Consider the following 18,022-nt stretch of genomic DNA (forward strand, 5'->3'; position numbering starts at 1 on the left):
CATCCTATCGCCGAGCCGCCACATGTCGTTACCTCTCGTCTTTCGCGGTCAACTCGTATTGCCTGATCGCATTGAACCGGGCGCGCTCGTCGTGCAGGGCGAACGGATTCAAGCAGTGCTGCCGGCCAATGCTCCACTGCCTCCACAAGCGGAAGTCATTGACGTCGAAGATGGCTTCATCTCGCCGGGCTTCATTGACTTGCATGTGCACGGCGGTGCTGGCGGTGACTTCATGGATGGAACGGCGGAAGCGTTTCGACTGGCACTCAGGGCCAACGCACGGCACGGCACGACTCGGCTGGCTGCCACCACGACGGTGGCCACGCACGAGCAGATTATGGCGACACTCGAACAGACGCGTCAATTTCGACATTCGCCCGAGCCAAACGGCGCTCGTGTACTGGGTGCTCACTTCTACGGCCCGTACTTTCGCTACGAAGCCCGCGGTGCGCATCCCGGAGGTCCCATTCGCCCGCCGGTGGAAGCAGAGTTTTCACAGTATCTCGCGTATGCCAGCGACCTAGTGACAGCCACAGTCGCGCCCGAATTGCCGGGAGCCAAGGAGTTCGCCTTGGCTTGCCGTTTGAAGGGAGTGCGAACCAACGTCGGACATTCTTGGGCGACATTTGACCAGATGACTGCTGCCGTCGAGTGGGGCGTGCGGCACGTCGATCATCTGTACTGTGCAATGTCGGACAAAAGTAAGCTGCGGCAATTTCAGATGTATCCGATGCAAGGTGGCGTGCTCGAAGCAACGCTGTACTATGACGAACTCACCACCGAAGTAATTGCCGATGGAAAACATCTGGATGCGGGACTTTTGCTGCTTGCGCTCAAGATCAAAGGGCCCGATCGGCTGGCGTTGGTCACCGACACGAGTCGCGCGCTCGATATGCCCAACGGTCAGTATCTGATTGGTCCGTTGCAAGGGGGCGAGCCCTTGTTGAAGCAGGACGATGTCGGCATGACGCTCGATGGCAAAGCGCTAGCGTCGAGTTGCATGGGTATGGACCACATGGTTCGCACATTTCAACGACTAACGGGGCGCCCTCTGTGGGAAGTGATCCGGATGGCTTCACTCACCCCGGCTCGAATCGCTGGGCAAGACAACGAACTCGGCAGTTTGGAAAAAGGAAAGCGGGCTGATGTGCTGGTGCTGAGTAAAGAATTGGCCATCGAGAAAGTGTTCATCGACGGCCGAGAGTTGAGTTTCGCGTAGGGGTTAGAATTCGGGCTGCCAGCTGCGCATCTACCCTGGACTGCCTGGAATATCTTTCTTTCGCTCGGGAATGACGTTTTGCTTCATGAAAGCTTGCCATGCCCGCTCGTTTTTCAGACGCGGATCTGCCATGCGCAGTCGATCAAGCGTTACGCCGTCGTATTTTTCCGGAATGTCCGTCATTTTCTTCCATTCGTCCACTGAGAGCGCAGTTTGAGTGGGAAGCGACGCAGGTGGTTTAGGCGTTCCATCACACCCGGCCAAGATGACCGAAACAAAGCATACGAGCGCCAAGGCAATTTGAATCGAGGCTTTCATAAATCAACCGCTGGAGATAGAAGATGAACGAAGCAGCAGCGGGACCGCCACCGCTGCGTTTGTAAATCAAACGACTCGATTGCGTTACTAAGGCAGCGTTAAGGCTTCACCGCCATCGCGAGTTGCTGCCGCTTGATAGATGGTGTTATCGAGGCCCTGAGCGACAAATCGAACCGACCCATCTGCGAGGGCGAAATTTGCTCCACCCGGATGCTGACTACGGAACGCGCTATACATTGAAGTTCCGACCGCCCAATCATGCTTGTTGAACGGATGATAAGTGGTTCCCATGCTGTATCCGATGTAACCGTACTGCCAGAGCCCCCCGTACACCTTCGAGGGCCTGCCTGCGGGGGCGAAATCGGATTCACCCAAGAATAATGTGTTGGACGTACCGTCCGTGATATCTCTCATCTTGGTCGGCTGCGTATTTAATGCGGTCGCAGTCTTGACCTCGTTTTTCAGGGGAATAATGGCCCCGTTCCATACTGGTTCGGTGCCGTAAGCATAGAGTTGGCCGTCATGCGTCCCAGCGGAAAAGATATAGCTGCTGGGAGAACGATTTTCTGTCAGCGGCTCTGAGGGTGGGGTCATCGTTGGGCAAGTGTAGACCGGAATTTTCATTTGCGTCAGCATGGCGTTGGTAAAGCCATCGCCGTCAGTATCGTCGGTGCTGCCGCGTGGCTTGGTGGGATCCCAACGTCGCGCCAGAGCATCGCCCTCCATGAAGGGCATAATCTGAATATGCGCCGTATACCAAGTTCCGGTGGTGTCGCTTTCTCGGCCAGGCTGGTAGTCGAGCGTGGCATAGGGAAACTTCAAATAGGTATCGTGAAAGTTGTGAGTGGCCAGGGCCACTTGCTTCATCTTGCTGGTGCATGACATGCGCCGAGCTGCTTCGCGTGCGGCTTGCACAGCCGGCAACAGCAGCGCGACGAGAACTCCAATGATCGCAATCACTACAAGCAACTCAACCAACGTAAACCCGCGGCAACGACGACGAACCGCGCAAGCAATGCGAATACCCATAACACGCTCCTCCAGCGGAAAGATGCTTCTTCGGGAAGCACAGGGGAAAGAGGTTTCGCACACACGCGAAACCGGATGGAGTGGGCATCACTGGCGAGGACGCGGCGCGAATAAAGATGCGCTACGATTGCCTGGCTGGTTATTACCAAAGAGACTAGCCAACCTTAACGAACAAAGTCGTTAATTAAGACTGAGTCTCAATTGCAAGAATATGTGCTTGCGTCGGCGACTAGTCAAGTGGTCCTGCGAAAAAAGTTGCTAAACCCCAAGCGAATAAGCGGGTTCTCGACCGCTTGGGGATGATGGCTTAAATTCAGGCCTGTGGGCTCCTGACCAAAGATTTGTACTAAAAAACCATGAGTGACTCCGAAACTATCCGCCGTCTGATCGTCCAGCAACTTGAATCGCTGCGGGGATATGGCGTGCAACAAATCGGAGCGCTGCCAACAGATGTGTCGCGGCCACTCGTTGTAGCTAGCAGTCCAGCCTTGCCAACTGCAACTCCTCAAACTCCAAGGACTGCGCAAGCATTTCCCTCCAACTCCTCAGCGAACCTTGAACCTATGCCACGTAAAGCTGTTGCTGGAACCACATCGACAACTCCTTCGTTGCGACTGCTGCCGTGGGATGGAGCGATTCTGAGCCGGGAAGAGCGCTTGGAAGTCTTCGAAAAAATGCGTAAGGAAGTTGCCGGGTGCATTGCCTGCCAGCAACTGGTGCGAAACCGCTCCCGAACCGTTTTTGGCGACGGCAATATCACGCCGCGAATCGTCTTTTTTGGTGAAGCGCCAGGCGCGGACGAAGATCGCGAAGGCATACCGTTCGTGGGGCGCGCGGGACAACTGCTGACCAAGATCATCGAGGCCTGCACGTTCAAACGAGAAGATGTCTACATCATGAACGTGCTTCGCTGCCGTCCGCCCGATAACCGCAAGCCCGAACCCGACGAAGTGAGCAACTGTCGCAACTTTTTCGAGCGACAATTTGCGGTGTTGCGCCCGGAGTACATCGTTTGTGTGGGGGCGACTCCCGCGCAGGCCCTTTTGGAAACGACCGAGTCGATTGGCAAGTTACGTGGGCGGTTCCACGATTATCGCGGCAGCAAAGTGGTGGCCACTTATCACCCGGCCTATTTGCTCAGAAACCCAGATGCCAAGAAGTTTGTGTGGGAAGACCTGCAAATGATGCTTCGCGATATGGGCATCGATCCTGCTGCCCGCAAATAACAGAGCGTTAGTTCATTTAGCTGAAAGGGACGCGAATGCCTCAGAAGAAACTGCTGATGCTGGTAGGAGACTACGTGGAGGATTACGAGGCAATGGTCCCCTACCAGATGCTGCTCTTGGCGGGCCACCAGGTCGATACGGTTTGCCCAGGAAAGAAGGCTGGCGAGTCGGTTCGCACCGCGATCCATGATTTCGAAGGCGATCAAACCTACAGTGAGAAACCCGGTCACAATTTTCGGATCACGGCGACCTTCGAAGGGCTCGACGAGACCAAGTACGATGCCCTCGTAATTCCAGGAGGTCGATCTCCGGAGTACCTGCGAATGACGCCGCGCGTACTTGAGATCGTGCGACACTTTGCCGACGCCAACAAGCCGATTGCGGCCGTCTGTCACGGGCCGCAGCTATTATCTGCAGCCAAAGTAATTGTTGGCAGGAAACTCAGCGCCTACCCGGCTTGTCAAGCAGAAGTGGAATTGGCCGGCGGCGAATACGTTGCCGCTGCGAGCACTTTCGATAATGCCTACACCGACGGCAATCTGGTGACTGCCCCCGCCTGGCCAGCCCATCCCGCTTGGATTGGACAATTCCTTACAGTGCTTGGCACAAAGATCGAAACTTGAATTGGCTCAAAAAAAACGTCCCGAGTTCAAGCAGACCTCGGGACGCTGCGTTCGATCAATCAGGTAGTAATGGTCGCTAAATTATCGATTAGAAGAAACCGCCACCGCCACCAGCGCCGGCACCTTGGCCGTTGTTTTGGTTCTGTTGGTTGTTCTGGCCTTGGCCACCTTGCTGCTGAGTCTGTTGACCACTAACGAAGTTGAATGTGTAAACTTCGGCAATCAAGGTAAACGAAGGCGAAGGAGAGACGCGGACATAACGACGGTCAGCCGAGATTACCGCATTCGACATGAACTGAGCACCTTCCGGCAAAATCGTGATCTGCGGACGATAACCCACGGCGGCATTGCGACCGAAGCCAAGGCGATTGGCCAGTGCTTGATTCAAACCCTGCGAGTTCGCAAAGTTCTGAGCGGCGTTGCCAGAGTTGTTATTTAAGCCAGCCATCTGCTGGGCCAAAATCGCTTGGTTCACTGCATTCTGCACGCGAGCGACTTGAGCCACCTGCGCTTCGGGAAGGGCTTCCTTTCGGCGGCCATCCTTCATTTCAAACACCACTACAGCATTCTTGTCCGTGAGTGGAATTTGCTCATGAATCATCTTCTGCTGAGGAGTGCCATAGTGGCTGTAGATATCGATAGTTACTTTTCCGCCGGTGGGCTTGCCCCACACATTCTTAAGCGCGACGCGATATTGACCATCGAATCCTTCGCCGCAAACGTAAACTTCTTTGCAGCCATCGGTCGTTTTGCCAGCTTCAATTGACGAAACATCTCCCAACAAGACACCGCCGCTCGTGGAGCGAGGCTGACGGAAGGAGCAAATCGTGCCGGCTGGCTCTTCGACCGATAGGTCGATATCCGCATCACCCGTCCAAGAGACAATGACGACGCAATCTCGCTCGCCTGCCTTGCGAACAGCTTCGTTCAGTTGTTTAGCTTCTGCAGTTCGCTTTTCAGCAACTAATTGGTCGTGAGTTGCCTTGGCCGTACGAAATGCATTAGCTGCCAGGTGTTGCTGCTCCTTCGTCCACGACTGGCTGAGAATGCCGACGCAAGCCCATTCAATGGCTTTGGTGTCGTTCAATCGCTGGGCGAGTTGCAGACCTTGCAAGTAAGCATCGTGCCGCGAAGGATTGGCTGCTGTTACCTGCTGGCACATTTGCAGGGCTCGCTTATGCAAGCCTGCTTTGTGCATGTAGGCGACAATGAACAACACTTCGTCTTCGGAGTTTGCGAAGTCGACAGCTGACATCAGTGCCCGTTCGAGTTCTTCGGGCGATGCATGATTGGCTTGCATGGCGAGACCAAGAGCCTCATACATCCAGTGCTCCACACATCCCTGCCGCATGGCAGCCTGGATCAGCGTGGTGATTTCGCCGAACTTTTTCTCGTCCATCAGTTGACGGATCGATTCACGAATATCAGCCATCAGTTGACGAGCCTGAGGAGCCGCATCGTTGTTGGCTTCAATCGTTGCCTTGATTTCTGCCTTTTGTGCAGCAAAGTAGCTGTCATACGAACCGTCCGTGGCGAGCGAGATTTGCTTGCCAGTGATTGCAGTTGGACGACGAACTTCGGGCTGAATTGCAGCTGGTTCTTCAACTGGCTTGGCTGCTGGAGCCGGAGCGGGCTTTTTGGCACCGAGGTTGAGGTCGTCTTCGACGGCAAACAAGCCACCGCCACCCATACCACCCCCACCCATACCACCGCCCATACCACCGCCCATTCCTCCACCCATGCCACCACCCATGCCACCGCCCATTCCTCCTCCCATCATCCCGCCCAGCAAACCGCCGAGCAGGTTGTTGTTGGAGATCGGCACGACAAGGTCACCCACTGGGTAAACCTTTGTCGACATGTTTTCTGGACTTTGGGCGTCTTCCACAGTCGTAATCTTGAGCACTTCGTCCTTCACCATGTAGGTGAGATTCAAGTCGCCCAGGAGAAGCCGCAAGGCAGAACGCAAGCTGATTTGCTTCAGGTTCTTGGTAATCGGTTGATCGGGTTGAACGCCGGCATCTTCGATCTTCTTGGTAAGAACAATCGTGATGTCGTGATTGTCGGCCAGATACGTGATCACGTCCTTGAGCGGTGTATCGACGAATTCTAGCGTCGTGTCCTCGTTCAGGGCCTTATAAACCTTCTCTTCTTTGCTGCCTTGCTTGGCTAGGTCGACCGACGCGTACTTTCTGCGTCGAAGCGTCAATTCTTCCCAACGTTCAGCTGGCGGATAAACAATTGGTGGTTCATCCGGAAACGGAATATGCGAAAGTTCGACAAGATACAAGGTTTCGAGGAAGTTCTTGCGACGTAGTCGCTGAACTTCGGTCAGCTGAAAGTAACCTCGTTGCATGCGACCAGCGGTGGTCACCGATTCGGCCAGCACGCTGCTACGGCGAGTCATTGCTGCTTCGCGGTCCAGACGTTCGACTTCGGTGGCCACTTCGTCATCCGCAATCTGATAGCGGCCTTCCTCCATCAACGAAGTAAAGCGTTCCATAACCTGCTTGAGGCGTTGCTCACCCAGAATCAACTCGTGATTGATTCGTTCGAGTTCTTTGCCGATCGCGATTTTCTCTTGAGCTGTGGCCAGCCGTTCTTGAGCGACCACTGACTCGCGGCGAGCTTCACGAATGGCGGTCTCAACCCGCTCCCGCAATTGCTGACGAATTTCAGCTGTAAGATCGGGTGTGGCCTCGATCGTGGCCTGAATTCGCTTGAGCTGATCTTCGACGTCCGTTGGACTGGTAGCCATGTTCCGTCGAGCTTCGTTCAGTTGGAGCTCGACTTCAGCCTGCATCCGCTGTTGGTTCACCTGATTCAATTCGTCAAACTGACGAATGAGGGGCGCACCTTCATCGGCAAGCAAGGGTTGACCTTCAACCGGAGCCGGTTGTTGCAAATTGACGAGATTCAGATCTGGCTCACCACGAGCGGCCGTCACAATGCCCGCTTGACGCTGAGCAGCATCTCGCAGGGCAATGGCACCTGGGTTCTGCGGATCGCGGGCCAGTGCCGCATGAGCTACGTGCAACGCGCCACTGGTGTTTCCCGAAGCGAGTGCTTCTTGACCGAGTTTGGCCAATTGTTCGGCGCTCTGCAGAGTGGTGATCGCTGCTTCTCGCAAACCAGCGGTGCCGACAGTCGGCATCGACAGGCCACGATCCTGGCGAGCAATTTCAACCAGTCGTGGCAGGAAAGCGAAGTCTTCCGACGACTTTTCAGGAGCGACATTCCAGTTGAGATCGACCGTCTGGCCGTTCATGTCGGCGCTAATTTTGATCGTAGCGGCATCGCGATTGGCAAGCTTGCCGACCAAGATCGTATCGCGATCTGATCGGAGCGGAGGAACTTGCTGCGGATAAACAGCCGACATCGATTTGGGCAGAGTCGAAGCGATCGGCCACATCACGGTGCCGCGAACGGCAGCCCCAAGCGCCAATCCATTTAGTGTGGGATCAAGCTGGCCACTGGTGCGAACCATACCGCCGGTTTGATTGGCCAAAGCGGCCAACATTGCGACGTTGGCGTCTTTACCCACCACATAGCTGGTGACTGCAGCCTTGTTCTTCACCAGGCGATTGACCGAGTCGGCCAAACGATCAGTGGTGAGGATGTTGGCTTTGCTGTTGCCATCGCCCAGATACACGATGCTGTGAGCAGCCTTGCCGGGAGCAAAGCTGTCGGCAGCTGTTTCCAGTGCCAACGGCAAATCGGTGGCGCCGAGTGGTGCCCGCTGTTGTAATTTGGCAATGGCCGCATCCATGTCGGCACCCGTAGGGGCGACAAAGCCGCGAGACATTTCCACTGCGTTCAGGTCGACCGCAACCAGCTTAACGCGGTCGCTGGGGCCAAGCTTCGCGAGCATGGCTCGCAGAGCAGATAGGGCGTCATCGCGGTAGATACCGGCCTGACTGGCCGAAGTATCGAACAGCACGACAACTTCATTCGTTTGTTGCGGGTCGCTTCCCTTTTCAGGGACCAGACTCGCGGCGAAAAACATCTCGCCGGCGGCGTTCTCGTACGTGGCTAGCCGGGCTGAATCAGCCGGCGGTGCAGCGTGAACTGCAGCCGAGAGAACAAAAACCGTCAGACCTGCCAGCCAGAATTGACTGCGCATCGACATAAGTGAACTCCGAACAACGGTGACGTGACGGCGTGAGTATCCTCTGTTCCGAGAAGAGACTGCCGTCGCCCCTGAAGCCTGCGCCCCTGCATGAATGGCGATTTGTGCTATCGCCAGAGCCCATTCTATTCAGTCGGAAGGGCTTACGCTATCAAAAAAATGGAAATTGCCCCACTGGACAATTTCGAGCATCTTTGACTGGCAATTTTCACTTGTGGGCACCAGCTCTCCCAGCCCCAAGTGTACGCCAATGGAATCCAGCCTTTGGGGTGGTAGTCCCGGCAATTTAGGACGGCTGACTAACGCGGCGACCAAAACGTGTCGCGATTTTCATGGCGAGCCACTCGCTGCAACTGTTGACCGGCCTGATGCAGAAGCGACTCGGCAAGTTGGCAATAATCGGCCAAGGTCTGCGAAGATTGCTGCAGGAGCGACAGGGCTGGTTCAAAACTCGAAGTGGTTGCCTCATGGCGATCAGCGAGACGTCGGTCGGCAAAGGCGAGATAGTCGTCCCAGGTAATACAATCAGAGGCTGCCGACCCGGCTCGTTGGCGGAGCAGCAGTTGGCGGCGGGCTTCGGAGCGAACTTTGGGGCTGTTCAGCATTTTAGGAAGGAGCGACATCGACCAACGCATCTCGAACGCTCGGCGAGCGGGTGCCAGGTAGGCAAAATCATAGTGAGCAACCTGCGAGGAACTCCAATTGCTAAGAGCCTGCCAGCGAGAATGCAGTGACTGCCAGGCGGCGAAGTCGCCGGCGGACTGGAAATCGCTACTGAACGATCCCTGCTTGTCGTCCACGCCAGCGGCGGCTAACTCTGCGGCAGCATATTCGGCGGCCATCTCGTCGTAAGAGAAGGTGTCTGTCTTCTGATACCCCAGCACTGCGGCATCGTAGGCTGCGTCATATCCGGTTGCCGAAGCTTCAAGTTGAGCCGACTCATCAGGCAACACGAACACTGGCAACGGTGCCGAGCGAATCGCGCTCCGAACAAATGCCGCAGGCGATACAAGCGGAGGAAACGCCGAATATACGCGACCTTCACCCCGATCGAGCCCGCAGCCGTGTTCGAAAGCGAGGCAACCGGAAGGAGCGGAGTTGGCAAATTGCCAGCCTTCCTCTTCCGACTGCTCAGTGGCCGAACTGCTGGCCTTGGCAGGCACGGCCGGCACATTTTTTTCCTCGGCCATATTGCGGCTGAGAGCCACTTGATCTTTTGACGAAATGCGCACGGCGGCGAGAATTCCGCCTAAGCAGATCGTAAAGATAGCCAGTGCTTCTAGCGAACGGTTCATCCCAGCCGCTCCTCAACGATGTCTTGCCAATCGATGCTCGCGTAGTCCAACTGCGCGAGCCCGGCCAAGCTCGCTTCCCAAGCGAGTCAGACTCACTGGCTATCGGAAACCGGCGACTTGGCTGATGAAGCAAACCTTGCTTGCCAGCAAAACCGTACCGACTGCGGCAGGTGGATGCGGCGGGAACGATTGCCCGGCTGGCTGTCTCGCGCTTTACCGCCACTTGCTGAGCGGCTAACGTGTGGCGTTATCGAGTCCACGTTCAATCTCCCACCAAACCTCTCTCGCGAAAGCCCGCTCGATGTACATCGCTGCTACTCGAAGGATCGATTTCACGTTCCTGATGCTGCTACTCGTCGTTACATCCAGCAATCTGACTGCCGAAGAGGTGAAACCTCTCGACTTAGTAAAAAAATCGCAGCGGATATTGTTCCTCGGGGATAGCATTACGGCCTCGGGGCAATACGTCGGATTGTTCGATGCCTGGCTGGTGGCCAATCGCTGGGAAAAGACACCCACGGTGATTAACTGCGGGTTAGCCAGCGAAACCGTCTCGGGACTGAGCGAAGAGGGACATGCCGGCGGCAAGTTTCCCCGGCCCGATTTGTTCGAGCGACTCGATCGTGTGCTACCCCTGGTAAAACCCGACCTCGTGTTCGCTTGCTATGGCATTAACTGCGGCATCTATCAGCCCTTGGATGCCGAACGATTTGCCAGATATCAGCAAGGCTGGCAAAAACTAAAGGAAAAGGTCGAAGGTGCCGGCGCGAACCTGATCATTATCACCCCACCGTTTTACGACGACTTGCGTTCACCAAAGTCACTCTCCTACAACGAAGTCCTCGACCGTTACAGCGACTGGCTGGTCAAGCAGCGGGAACAAGGCTGGGTAGTGATTGACCTGCACTCGGCCATGACGACCGCGGTGAAGAAGCAGCGGCAAACGGAACCAAAGTTCACCATGCAGCCCGATGGAGTTCACCCCAATAGCGATGGTCACTGGTTCATGGCCCAGCAGTTGATCGCAGCGCTGGGAGACAGCAAAATCACAAATGCGAAAGCGTCGGCAGATTACTTCGCAGGTCGCAAGTTGCCAGCCGAAGCGCTCCCCCTAATTCAGCAACGCTTGTCGACGCTAAGGGATTCTTACGTTGGCACTGCTGGGCACAAGCGACCTGGGGTCGCCAAAGGCCTGCCAATTGAAGAAGCGACGAAGAAAGCCGAAGAAATCACCGCCAAGCTTAATGACCTCCTCAAATAATTTGCCCTTCCTCCTCATCCAAACTTGCTTACGCCTCTCTCGGAGCACCTCCTGATGCAACTCACTCGTCGCGAAATACTTGGCACCCTCGCCGGCGCATCTGCTTCGCTCGCACTTCGTCCCGCATGGGCTGCTGACAAACAGAAACCGGTGGCCTTCGCTCTGATTGGCGATACTCACTACCTGGCTAACAAAGAATCGCCGGGCGAAATGTTTGCCGATTCGGCTGTTGTCACTTCGCAATTGGTGCAAACGCTGAACTCGCTTCCCGGCAAAGCCATCTCGGCCGAAGCAGGGGGAGGCGAAGTGGCTCCAATTGATGGTGTGATTCACGCTGGCGATCTGATCGACACTGGCGATAAGAGCGGCGGTGTTCATGAAAAGATGCAGCAGACCGAATGGGAAGCATTCACTGCCGATTTTGGTCTGACGGGTAACGATGGAAAACTAAAGTTCCCGGTGTACGAGGTGCACGGCAATCACGATGGCCCGCGCGGCACTGGCATCGCCATCGACGGAATCAAGCAGCGGAACAAGAAGCGAGCCGGCGTCAAAAACGTGTCGGCCAATGGTCAGCATTACTCGTGGGACTGGGGGACGGCGGGCAATCAGGTTCACTTCATCAACCTGGGCATCGTCGTCGGTAGCACTAAAGACAAATCGCAGCCACGGCGCTACAACCCGCTCGATAGTCTCGAGTTCTTGTTAGACGATCTGCAAAAATCGGTAGGCGAAAGTGGCCGACCTGTCGTAATCACACACCACATTGATGTACAGCGATACTCCGGCCCCTGCGAGATGGATGAAAAGAATGCCGGCAAAGAGTGGCATCCCTGCGATGCTCGCTCATTCCATGCGGCCATCGCCGGGTACAACGTGGTGGCGATTCTCTACGGCCACACGCACGCGCGGAATGTTCTCAAATGGAACGGCACCGCAACGAAAGCCGATCGAGGCTTCGACCTGTTTAATGTCGACAACGGCGCTCATTTTCGCAGCGACGCGCAAGCCTTTTTCTACTTCGAGATCGCTCCCGGCAAACTCACTGTGCGTGAATTGGCAACGACCGATCGCTGGCAAACATCGAAGTGGACGCCGCAAGTTTGGCAGCGTGACTTGAAAGTTGCCAAATCCTAGTTCACATCACCGACTACCAATTTCCTGTTGGGAATGTCCATCATGCAGAAGCTCCTGTTAGGCGCGTCTTTTCTGTTTCACATGCTGGCTGCCGGCATTTTGCTGGCGCAGAACGCAGCACCTTCATCGAGTACAAAGCCAAACATTGTGCTAATTGTTGGTGATGACATGGGCTATGCCGATGTTGGCTTTCACGGCTGCAAGGATATTCCCACGCCTCACCTCGATAAACTTGCCGCAGTTGGAACACGATTCACGAATGGCTACGTCACGGGGCCTTACTGCTCACCGACGCGCGCAGGCTTGCTGACGGGCCGTTACCAGCAGCGGTTTGGTCATGAATTCAACCCCGGAGTCGCAACTGGTTTGCCCACTACCGAGAAAACCATCGCCGATCATCTCAAAGCAGCTGGTTACAAGACTGCACTTGTCGGCAAGTGGCACCTCGGCGATCGACCTGAGTATCATCCGCATCTGCGAGGTTTTGAGACGTTCTATGGCTTTCTCGGCGGTGCGCACGATTACTTCGACGACAAAGGAATCTTGCGCGGCAACGAACCGGTTCAAGAGAAGGAGTATTTGACTGATGCCTTCGCACGTGAGGCAGAAGTCTACATAGAGAAACAGAAAGCCAATCCATTCTTTCTCTACCTGGCGTTCAATGCGGTTCACACTCCCATGCAAGCCGATGATCCAAGGCTGCAGAAGTTCGCCCATATCGAAGACAAGCAGCGGCGGACTTATGCGGCGATGATGTCGGCCATGGACGATGCAATTGGCCGAGTGATCGCAAAGCTCAAGGCTACCGGCACCGACAAAAACACGCTGGTTATGTTTATCAGCGATAACGGCGGCCCTACCATGCCCGGTGTGACCGTGAACGGCTCAATCAACAAGCCGTTGCGAGGTTCGAAGCGGACCACCCTTGAGGGCGGCATCCGCGTCCCCTTCGTCGTGCATTGGCCCGGCAAGTTTGAAAGCAGCACGTACGAACATCCGGTCATTCAACTCGATCTACATGCGACGATGCTTGCCGCCGCAGGTGCAAAGCCACCAGTGGAGTTCAAGGCCGATGGCGTCGATCTATATACCTACGTAAGCAACGCTACCAATAAGCCGCCACACGACGCACTCTACTGGCGCTTTGGTTCGCAGTCAGCAATTCGCATGGGCGCCTACAAGCTGGTTCGCTACGACACCACCGCCGACCTCGATCCCAACCTGCCGAAGACCACTAGCAAAGCCAAACTCTATAACTTGAAAGACGACATCGGCGAAACGAAGGATCTGGCAGCAGAAATGCCAGAAAAGGTTCGCGAGCTGCAAGCCAAGTGGGACGCTTGGAACGCGGAGTTGGCCAAGCCGCTGTGGGGCGGCAATCCCGCGGCGAAAGGCCAGGGTAAAAAAAAGAACGCCCCCAAAAACGAATAGCTGGGCGCGGGTAATTTCGCGGCAAACTGACCTTGGTCTTTAGACTCCGCCGCGAGTACTATCCGCCGCATGATGCCACCGCTGTTGCTAGCGAATCTCTTCAGCACCTATGGGCTCGCTGCTGCGCTGGCAATCATTTGCCTGGTCGTCTTGCGAGGGAACTGGTTCCGGCAGCGGCGGTCGAAAGAGTCGGAAGCGGATCCGAGCGAGATCAAAAAGGCATGCGCTCCGAAAGCGCGCGAGACTGCTTTCGAAAACGCCCCCAACGATTTGCTCCGCTGGCAAGTCGAAATGCACGAGATGGCTCGCGACATTAAAGGGGAGATCGACGCAAAGATGTTGGCCTTGCAATCGCTGATGATCGTTGCTCGCGAACATTGCCAGCGGCTGGAATCGTTGTTGCAGCATGCCGAGCAACACGGTGACCGCCAATCTCCAGAGTTCGTCGGTGGGCGTGAAACGCTAGAACGGATCGAAGCTGCCGAGGGAAATGTGCCACCTCTTCCGGTTCCGCCGCACGGCAACAATGTGTTGTCGCCCGCTCAGGCAGATCGCGCCAAGCGACTCGCAAAGCAAGAATGGTCGCCGCAGCAGATTGCACGTGAGATCGGGGCTACGCTCGGCGACGTTGAACTCTTTCTCAGCTTGCATCAAGAGATCTTAAGCAACTGAGCCCCTGGCGTTGTAACTTGCTGTGCGACCGGAACGGCGATTGTCACCAACACGTTCTTGAACGCAGGCGTTTTGGAATACGGATCAGCAGTCCGCGGCACCAGCACGTTTGCCTCGGGATAGTACATGAGTGCGTTCCCTGCACGAATCTCGGGATATGGCCGCACGAGGATATTCTTCATCTCGCCCACCTCGCTGCGGATTGTCACCTGCTGATTCTCTTCAAGTCCCAGTCGCTGCACATCGTCAGGATGCAGCAGAATGACGTCGCGGCGGGTCTGGTTGCGATACAAGTCCTCCGTTTCGTAAACGACCGTGTTGAACTGGCCTTCACTCCGAACAGTCATCAAGCGAAGCTGTTCGCCACCCCCGCGAAGTTCCGGAATTTGATGGACGTGCATGATCGCTTTGCCCGAAGGGGTCGGGAACTTGGGCTTATGGAACGTGCGTCCGGGAATCTGAAACTCTTGCTTTGTTTCGCCGATGGTTGCCAGCTGTTCGAAACCAGGAACGACCTTCGAGATCGCCTCGCGGATCTTGCCGGTGTTCTGCATCGACGACCAATCAATGGGCCCTTGATCGCCCAGTGTTTGCGAGGCCATGGTCGCCACCACTTCCACTTCGCTCTTGGGTCCTACATGCCGTGCAGGACCACCATCGCTGAGGCGGACGTAGTTGAACATAGACTCCTGCGTCGTGGACTGGGGTTCTTCATCGCGGGCCAGCATGGGCAGGATGAAAGTCTCCTGACCAAGTCCGTGAGCATGGCCAGTATTGAGCGTGGTGCTCAGGTAAACGAGCGTTTCGAGCTTCGCCAGCGATGCTGCCGCGAAAGTCGCTTCCGGATTGCTGCCATATAGGTTGCCGCCGAGGCAGAGGCCAAACTTCAGCCGGCCGGCAAACGACTCCTCCATGCAGCCGAGCGTATCGAGCCCCTTCGTGGTCGGCAGCTGCACGGCAAACTCCCGTTCGAGGGCCGCAAACACACTGTCTTTCAGTTTGGGCGTAACACCCATGCTGCCGATGCCTTGCACGTTCGAATGGCCGCGGATCGGCATCACTCCGCAACCTTCCTTGCCAATCATGCCGCGCAACAACGCGAGATTGACTATGGCCTGCACGTTCTCGACGCCGTTTGCATGATGCGTAATACCCATCGTCCAACAGAAGTTGACTCGCTTGGCCGCCGCGTATTGCCGGGCCATGTCGTCGATCTCGCCGATCGTAACACCCGATTTCCGCTCAATTTCGTCCCAGGGCGTTGCAGCAATCTTGGCTAGCCAAGCGTCGGCACCCTCGCAATGGTCAAGCAGGTAGGCTTCGTCATGGGCCTTCAGTTCAACGACTCGCTTGGCGATGCCAACAAGCAGCGCCAGATCGCCACCGATGTGAGGCTGCACGTAAGTCGAGGCAACCTTGGTACCGAAGAACAGGCTCCACATATTGCTGGGAATGCGAAAATTGACCAAGCCGGTTTCAATCACGGGATTGATCGCAACGACCTTGCCACCTTTGTTGCGGACCATCATCAGCGACGACATCAGCCGCGGATGATTGCTGGGAGGATTTCCGCCGATCAAAAACACCAGGTCCGCCTTCTCGACATCTTCCAGCGTGACCGTTGCCGTGCCTGTGCCGAGCGAAGTCGTCAGTCCAACGCCACTGGCCTGGTGACAATAAAAGCTGCAGTTGTTGACATTGTTCGTGCCATACAACCGCGCAAACAGCTGAAGTAAGAAGCCTGCTTCGTTGGAGCTGCGGCCGCTGAAGTACCAGAAGGTCTCGTTCGCCGTGAGTTGCTTTAGCTTGGATGTGATCCGCGCGAATGCATCTTCCCAGGAAATCGGCTTGTAATACTGCGATCCTTTTTCCAACACGACGGGCTGGGTGAGTCGACCGCAGGTTTCTAAGTCGAGCGGCGAAAACTGCTGAAGTTGCGGCACGCTATACGTGCTCCAGAACTCGGGCTTGATCGCCCCCTGCATGTCGGCGGCCATTGCCTGCAACGACTTTTTACAGAACTCCGGCCAACTCCCCGCTTCGTTGACCATGCCTCCTTTTTGCCCGCCCATTCCCAGAGCGCACGTTTTGCACGCGTTCTTGGTGCGCATGGCCTGGAACATCTTCCAGATGCCGCCGACCTCGCGAGATTTCTTCAGCGTGTACCAGATGGCACGAAAGCCACCACCACTTTTGACTTTTGGCATGGGAGAGCGGGTGTGAAGGGAGGGTTGCGGGAGATAACTTTAGTGTAGCCCAATTGCCGAGAAATCCGAAGCATTCAACTGTCAAACTTGTCACGCAACACAAGCTAATTTCTATGCCCGCAATTGCACGCGCATATCGACTGGCTTGCCGGGACGCAGCGTAATGGCTGGCATGATCGGCAGCGGTTCGCGATCAATCAACTCCAACTCAACGCGCTGCGCCATGAGCGCGAGAACCAGGACCCCTTCGAGCATGGCGAAGTGATTGCCAATGCAGGCCCGCGGGCCGCCACCAAAGGGAAAGTATGCGTACTTGGGTAGTGAATGGCTGAACTCACTCGTCCAGCGATTCGGTATGAATTCCGCCGGCTCATCGAACCAGCGTTCATCGCGATGCACCAGCCACTGGCACATCAGTACGTTGGTCATCGCGGGGATGAAGTGTTCCCCAATCGTGCAATCTTCTTCGCAGCGACGACCAACGACATACGCTGGTGGATAAAGTCGCATGGCTTCTTTGATCACACGTTCGCAGTGCATAAGCCGCGGCACATCGGCGGGCGTCGGCACGCGACCTGCAAGCACATTGTCCACCTCCTGCCGAACCCGCTGCTGTTCCTCGGGATGTTGCCCCAGCAAGTACCATGTCCAGCTGAGCGCGTTGGCAGTTGTCTCGTGCCCGGCAAGGAACATGGTCATCACCTCGTCCCGCAGTTGCTGATTCGAAAGAGGCTTTCCGTCTGTTTCATCACGAGCGGTGATGAGCAGCGAGAGAAAATCCCCGGGAATCTCTCCCTGCCCTTCAATGGCAGTGCGGCGTTCGTCGATCATCTGCTGCAGCACTGCATCCAAGCGGCGAATCGTTCGCTTCAATCGCCAGTTGCCGAAAGTCGGGAACCAATAGGGGATCGGCAGTGGACTGCGAAAGCGGGCGAGAAAATCTCGCATCACGCTTTCAAGACATTCGACAACCTGCTGATAGCGACCGCCGACATCAACGCCGAGCAGCGTTTTGCCGGCGATGGCCATCGTCAGTTGCATCATCTCGCGGGCCAGGTCGCGCTCGTCGCCGTTCTGCCAGGTCGAGAGCATTCGCTGCGTGAGATCGACCATCGCCTGCGAATAGTGCTCGAGCCGTGGGCGGGCGAAGGTGGGCTGAATCAAGCGGCGCTGGCGCAGCCAATCCTGCCCTTCGTTGATCAGTAAGCCATTGCCGAGCAGCGGACGGAGAAAGAAGCTGAGAGCAAAGTTCTTGATGAACTTCTTGTTGTCGGTGACCAGCACTTGCTCGATATCGTCGGGATGGCTCAGCAGCATGCTGCGCCGTTGACCGACGCGAAAATAGGCCGCGTCGCCATATTCTCGCTGGCACGTTTCAAAAAAGCCGAGCATGTCCTGCCGAATGGCCGGCAAACTGCCGAGCAGCCAATTGCCACGCGGTCCCGGTAAGCGCTCTACAGTCGCCATAATCGTCG

General features: G+C 56.1%; 13 protein-coding genes. 7 read left to right on the forward strand and 6 right to left on the reverse strand.

The features are described from left to right. Positions 1-22 precede the first annotated feature (22 nt). On the forward strand, positions 23-1,219 hold the full coding sequence (locus tag ETAA8_RS24775) for an N-acetylglucosamine-6-phosphate deacetylase (protein ID WP_145094894.1): 1,197 nt from the start codon (positions 23-25) through the stop codon (positions 1,217-1,219). A gap of 30 nt (positions 1,220-1,249) precedes the next feature. Here the strand turns inward: ETAA8_RS24775 and ETAA8_RS24780 are convergent, their stop codons facing one another. Next, the gene (locus tag ETAA8_RS24780) at positions 1,250-1,537 is read right to left on the reverse strand and encodes a hypothetical protein (RefSeq protein ID WP_145094897.1); all 288 of its coding nucleotides are present in this window, start codon (positions 1,535-1,537) and stop codon (positions 1,250-1,252) included. An 87-nt stretch (positions 1,538-1,624) separates the two neighbouring features. After that, positions 1,625-2,566, reverse strand: coding sequence for a DUF1559 domain-containing protein (locus tag ETAA8_RS24785; RefSeq protein ID WP_145094900.1), 942 nt, complete (start codon positions 2,564-2,566; stop codon positions 1,625-1,627). Positions 2,567-3,129: 563 nt separating this feature from the next. Between ETAA8_RS24785 and ETAA8_RS24790 the strand changes: the two genes are divergently transcribed. After that, on the forward strand, positions 3,130-3,792 hold the full coding sequence (locus ETAA8_RS24790) for a uracil-DNA glycosylase (protein ID WP_315851578.1): 663 nt from the start codon (positions 3,130-3,132) through the stop codon (positions 3,790-3,792). 35 nt (positions 3,793-3,827) lie between these two features. Continuing rightward, complete coding sequence (locus ETAA8_RS24795; RefSeq protein ID WP_145094903.1) at positions 3,828-4,415, forward strand: DJ-1/PfpI family protein; 588 nt, start codon at positions 3,828-3,830, stop codon at positions 4,413-4,415. A gap of 88 nt (positions 4,416-4,503) precedes the next feature. Here ETAA8_RS24795 and ETAA8_RS24800 read toward each other — a convergent pair whose 3' ends face one another. Continuing rightward, positions 4,504-8,544: a vWA domain-containing protein gene (locus ETAA8_RS24800; RefSeq protein WP_145094904.1), complete on the reverse strand. Its 4,041-nt coding sequence runs from the start codon at positions 8,542-8,544 to the stop codon at positions 4,504-4,506. Positions 8,545-8,843: 299 nt separating this feature from the next. Further along, the gene (locus ETAA8_RS24805; RefSeq protein WP_145094906.1) at positions 8,844-9,839 is read right to left on the reverse strand and encodes a hypothetical protein; all 996 of its coding nucleotides are present in this window, start codon (positions 9,837-9,839) and stop codon (positions 8,844-8,846) included. Between the two features lie 301 nt (positions 9,840-10,140). Between ETAA8_RS24805 and ETAA8_RS24810 the strand changes: the two genes are divergently transcribed. The 4 genes from ETAA8_RS24810 to ETAA8_RS24825 all read left to right on the forward strand — a co-directional run bounded on the left by ETAA8_RS24810 (position 10,141) and on the right by ETAA8_RS24825 (position 14,340). Further along, positions 10,141-11,100, forward strand: a complete 960-nt coding sequence (locus tag ETAA8_RS24810) for an SGNH/GDSL hydrolase family protein (RefSeq protein ID WP_145094908.1) — start codon at positions 10,141-10,143, stop codon at positions 11,098-11,100. A 54-nt stretch (positions 11,101-11,154) separates the two neighbouring features. Next, positions 11,155-12,237, forward strand: coding sequence for a metallophosphoesterase (locus ETAA8_RS24815; protein ID WP_145094910.1), 1,083 nt, complete (start codon positions 11,155-11,157; stop codon positions 12,235-12,237). 42 nt (positions 12,238-12,279) lie between these two features. Beyond that, entirely contained in the window at positions 12,280-13,668 is a 1,389-nt protein-coding gene (locus ETAA8_RS24820) for a sulfatase (protein WP_145094912.1), read from the forward strand. A 69-nt stretch (positions 13,669-13,737) separates the two neighbouring features. Continuing rightward, positions 13,738-14,340 carry a helix-turn-helix domain-containing protein gene (locus ETAA8_RS24825; RefSeq protein WP_145094914.1) on the forward strand — a complete coding sequence of 201 codons (603 nt, stop codon included), beginning with the start codon at positions 13,738-13,740 and terminating at the stop codon, positions 14,338-14,340. Here the strand turns inward: ETAA8_RS24825 and ETAA8_RS24830 are convergent. Together ETAA8_RS24830 and ETAA8_RS24835 are read right to left on the reverse strand one after the other, a co-directional pair. Further along, positions 14,319-16,547 carry an FdhF/YdeP family oxidoreductase gene (locus ETAA8_RS24830; protein ID WP_145094916.1) on the reverse strand — a complete coding sequence of 743 codons (2,229 nt, stop codon included), beginning with the start codon at positions 16,545-16,547 and terminating at the stop codon, positions 14,319-14,321. The genes ETAA8_RS24825 and ETAA8_RS24830 overlap by 22 nt on opposite strands. 111 nt (positions 16,548-16,658) lie before the next feature. After that, a complete protein-coding gene (locus ETAA8_RS24835; protein WP_145094919.1) occupies positions 16,659-18,014 on the reverse strand; it encodes a cytochrome P450 in 1,356 nt (451 codons plus the stop codon). Between the last annotated feature and the right edge of the window lie 8 nt (positions 18,015-18,022).

The sequence above is a fragment of the Anatilimnocola aggregata genome, from assembly GCF_007747655.1.
GTDB lineage: Bacteria > Planctomycetota > Planctomycetia > Pirellulales > Pirellulaceae > Anatilimnocola > Anatilimnocola aggregata.

Excerpts from the sequence above, each read along its gene's own strand:
- ETAA8_RS24775 (WP_145094894.1), top strand. The coding sequence starts at position 23 with ATGTCGTTACCTCTCGTCTTTCGCGGTCAACTCGTATTGCCTGATCGC.
- ETAA8_RS24780 (WP_145094897.1), bottom strand. The coding sequence starts at position 1,537 with ATGAAAGCCTCGATTCAAATTGCCTTGGCGCTCGTATGCTTTGTTTCG.
- ETAA8_RS24785 (WP_145094900.1), bottom strand. The coding sequence starts at position 2,566 with ATGGGTATTCGCATTGCTTGCGCGGTTCGTCGTCGTTGCCGCGGGTTT.
- ETAA8_RS24790 (WP_315851578.1), top strand. The coding sequence starts at position 3,130 with ATGCCACGTAAAGCTGTTGCTGGAACCACATCGACAACTCCTTCGTTG.
- ETAA8_RS24795 (WP_145094903.1), top strand. The coding sequence starts at position 3,828 with ATGCCTCAGAAGAAACTGCTGATGCTGGTAGGAGACTACGTGGAGGAT.
- ETAA8_RS24800 (WP_145094904.1), bottom strand. The coding sequence starts at position 8,544 with ATGTCGATGCGCAGTCAATTCTGGCTGGCAGGTCTGACGGTTTTTGTT.
- ETAA8_RS24805 (WP_145094906.1), bottom strand. The coding sequence starts at position 9,839 with ATGAACCGTTCGCTAGAAGCACTGGCTATCTTTACGATCTGCTTAGGC.
- ETAA8_RS24810 (WP_145094908.1), top strand. The coding sequence starts at position 10,141 with ATGTACATCGCTGCTACTCGAAGGATCGATTTCACGTTCCTGATGCTG.
- ETAA8_RS24815 (WP_145094910.1), top strand. The coding sequence starts at position 11,155 with ATGCAACTCACTCGTCGCGAAATACTTGGCACCCTCGCCGGCGCATCT.
- ETAA8_RS24820 (WP_145094912.1), top strand. The coding sequence starts at position 12,280 with ATGCAGAAGCTCCTGTTAGGCGCGTCTTTTCTGTTTCACATGCTGGCT.
- ETAA8_RS24825 (WP_145094914.1), top strand. The coding sequence starts at position 13,738 with ATGATGCCACCGCTGTTGCTAGCGAATCTCTTCAGCACCTATGGGCTC.
- ETAA8_RS24830 (WP_145094916.1), bottom strand. The coding sequence starts at position 16,547 with ATGCCAAAAGTCAAAAGTGGTGGTGGCTTTCGTGCCATCTGGTACACG.
- ETAA8_RS24835 (WP_145094919.1), bottom strand. The coding sequence starts at position 18,014 with ATGGCGACTGTAGAGCGCTTACCGGGACCGCGTGGCAATTGGCTGCTC.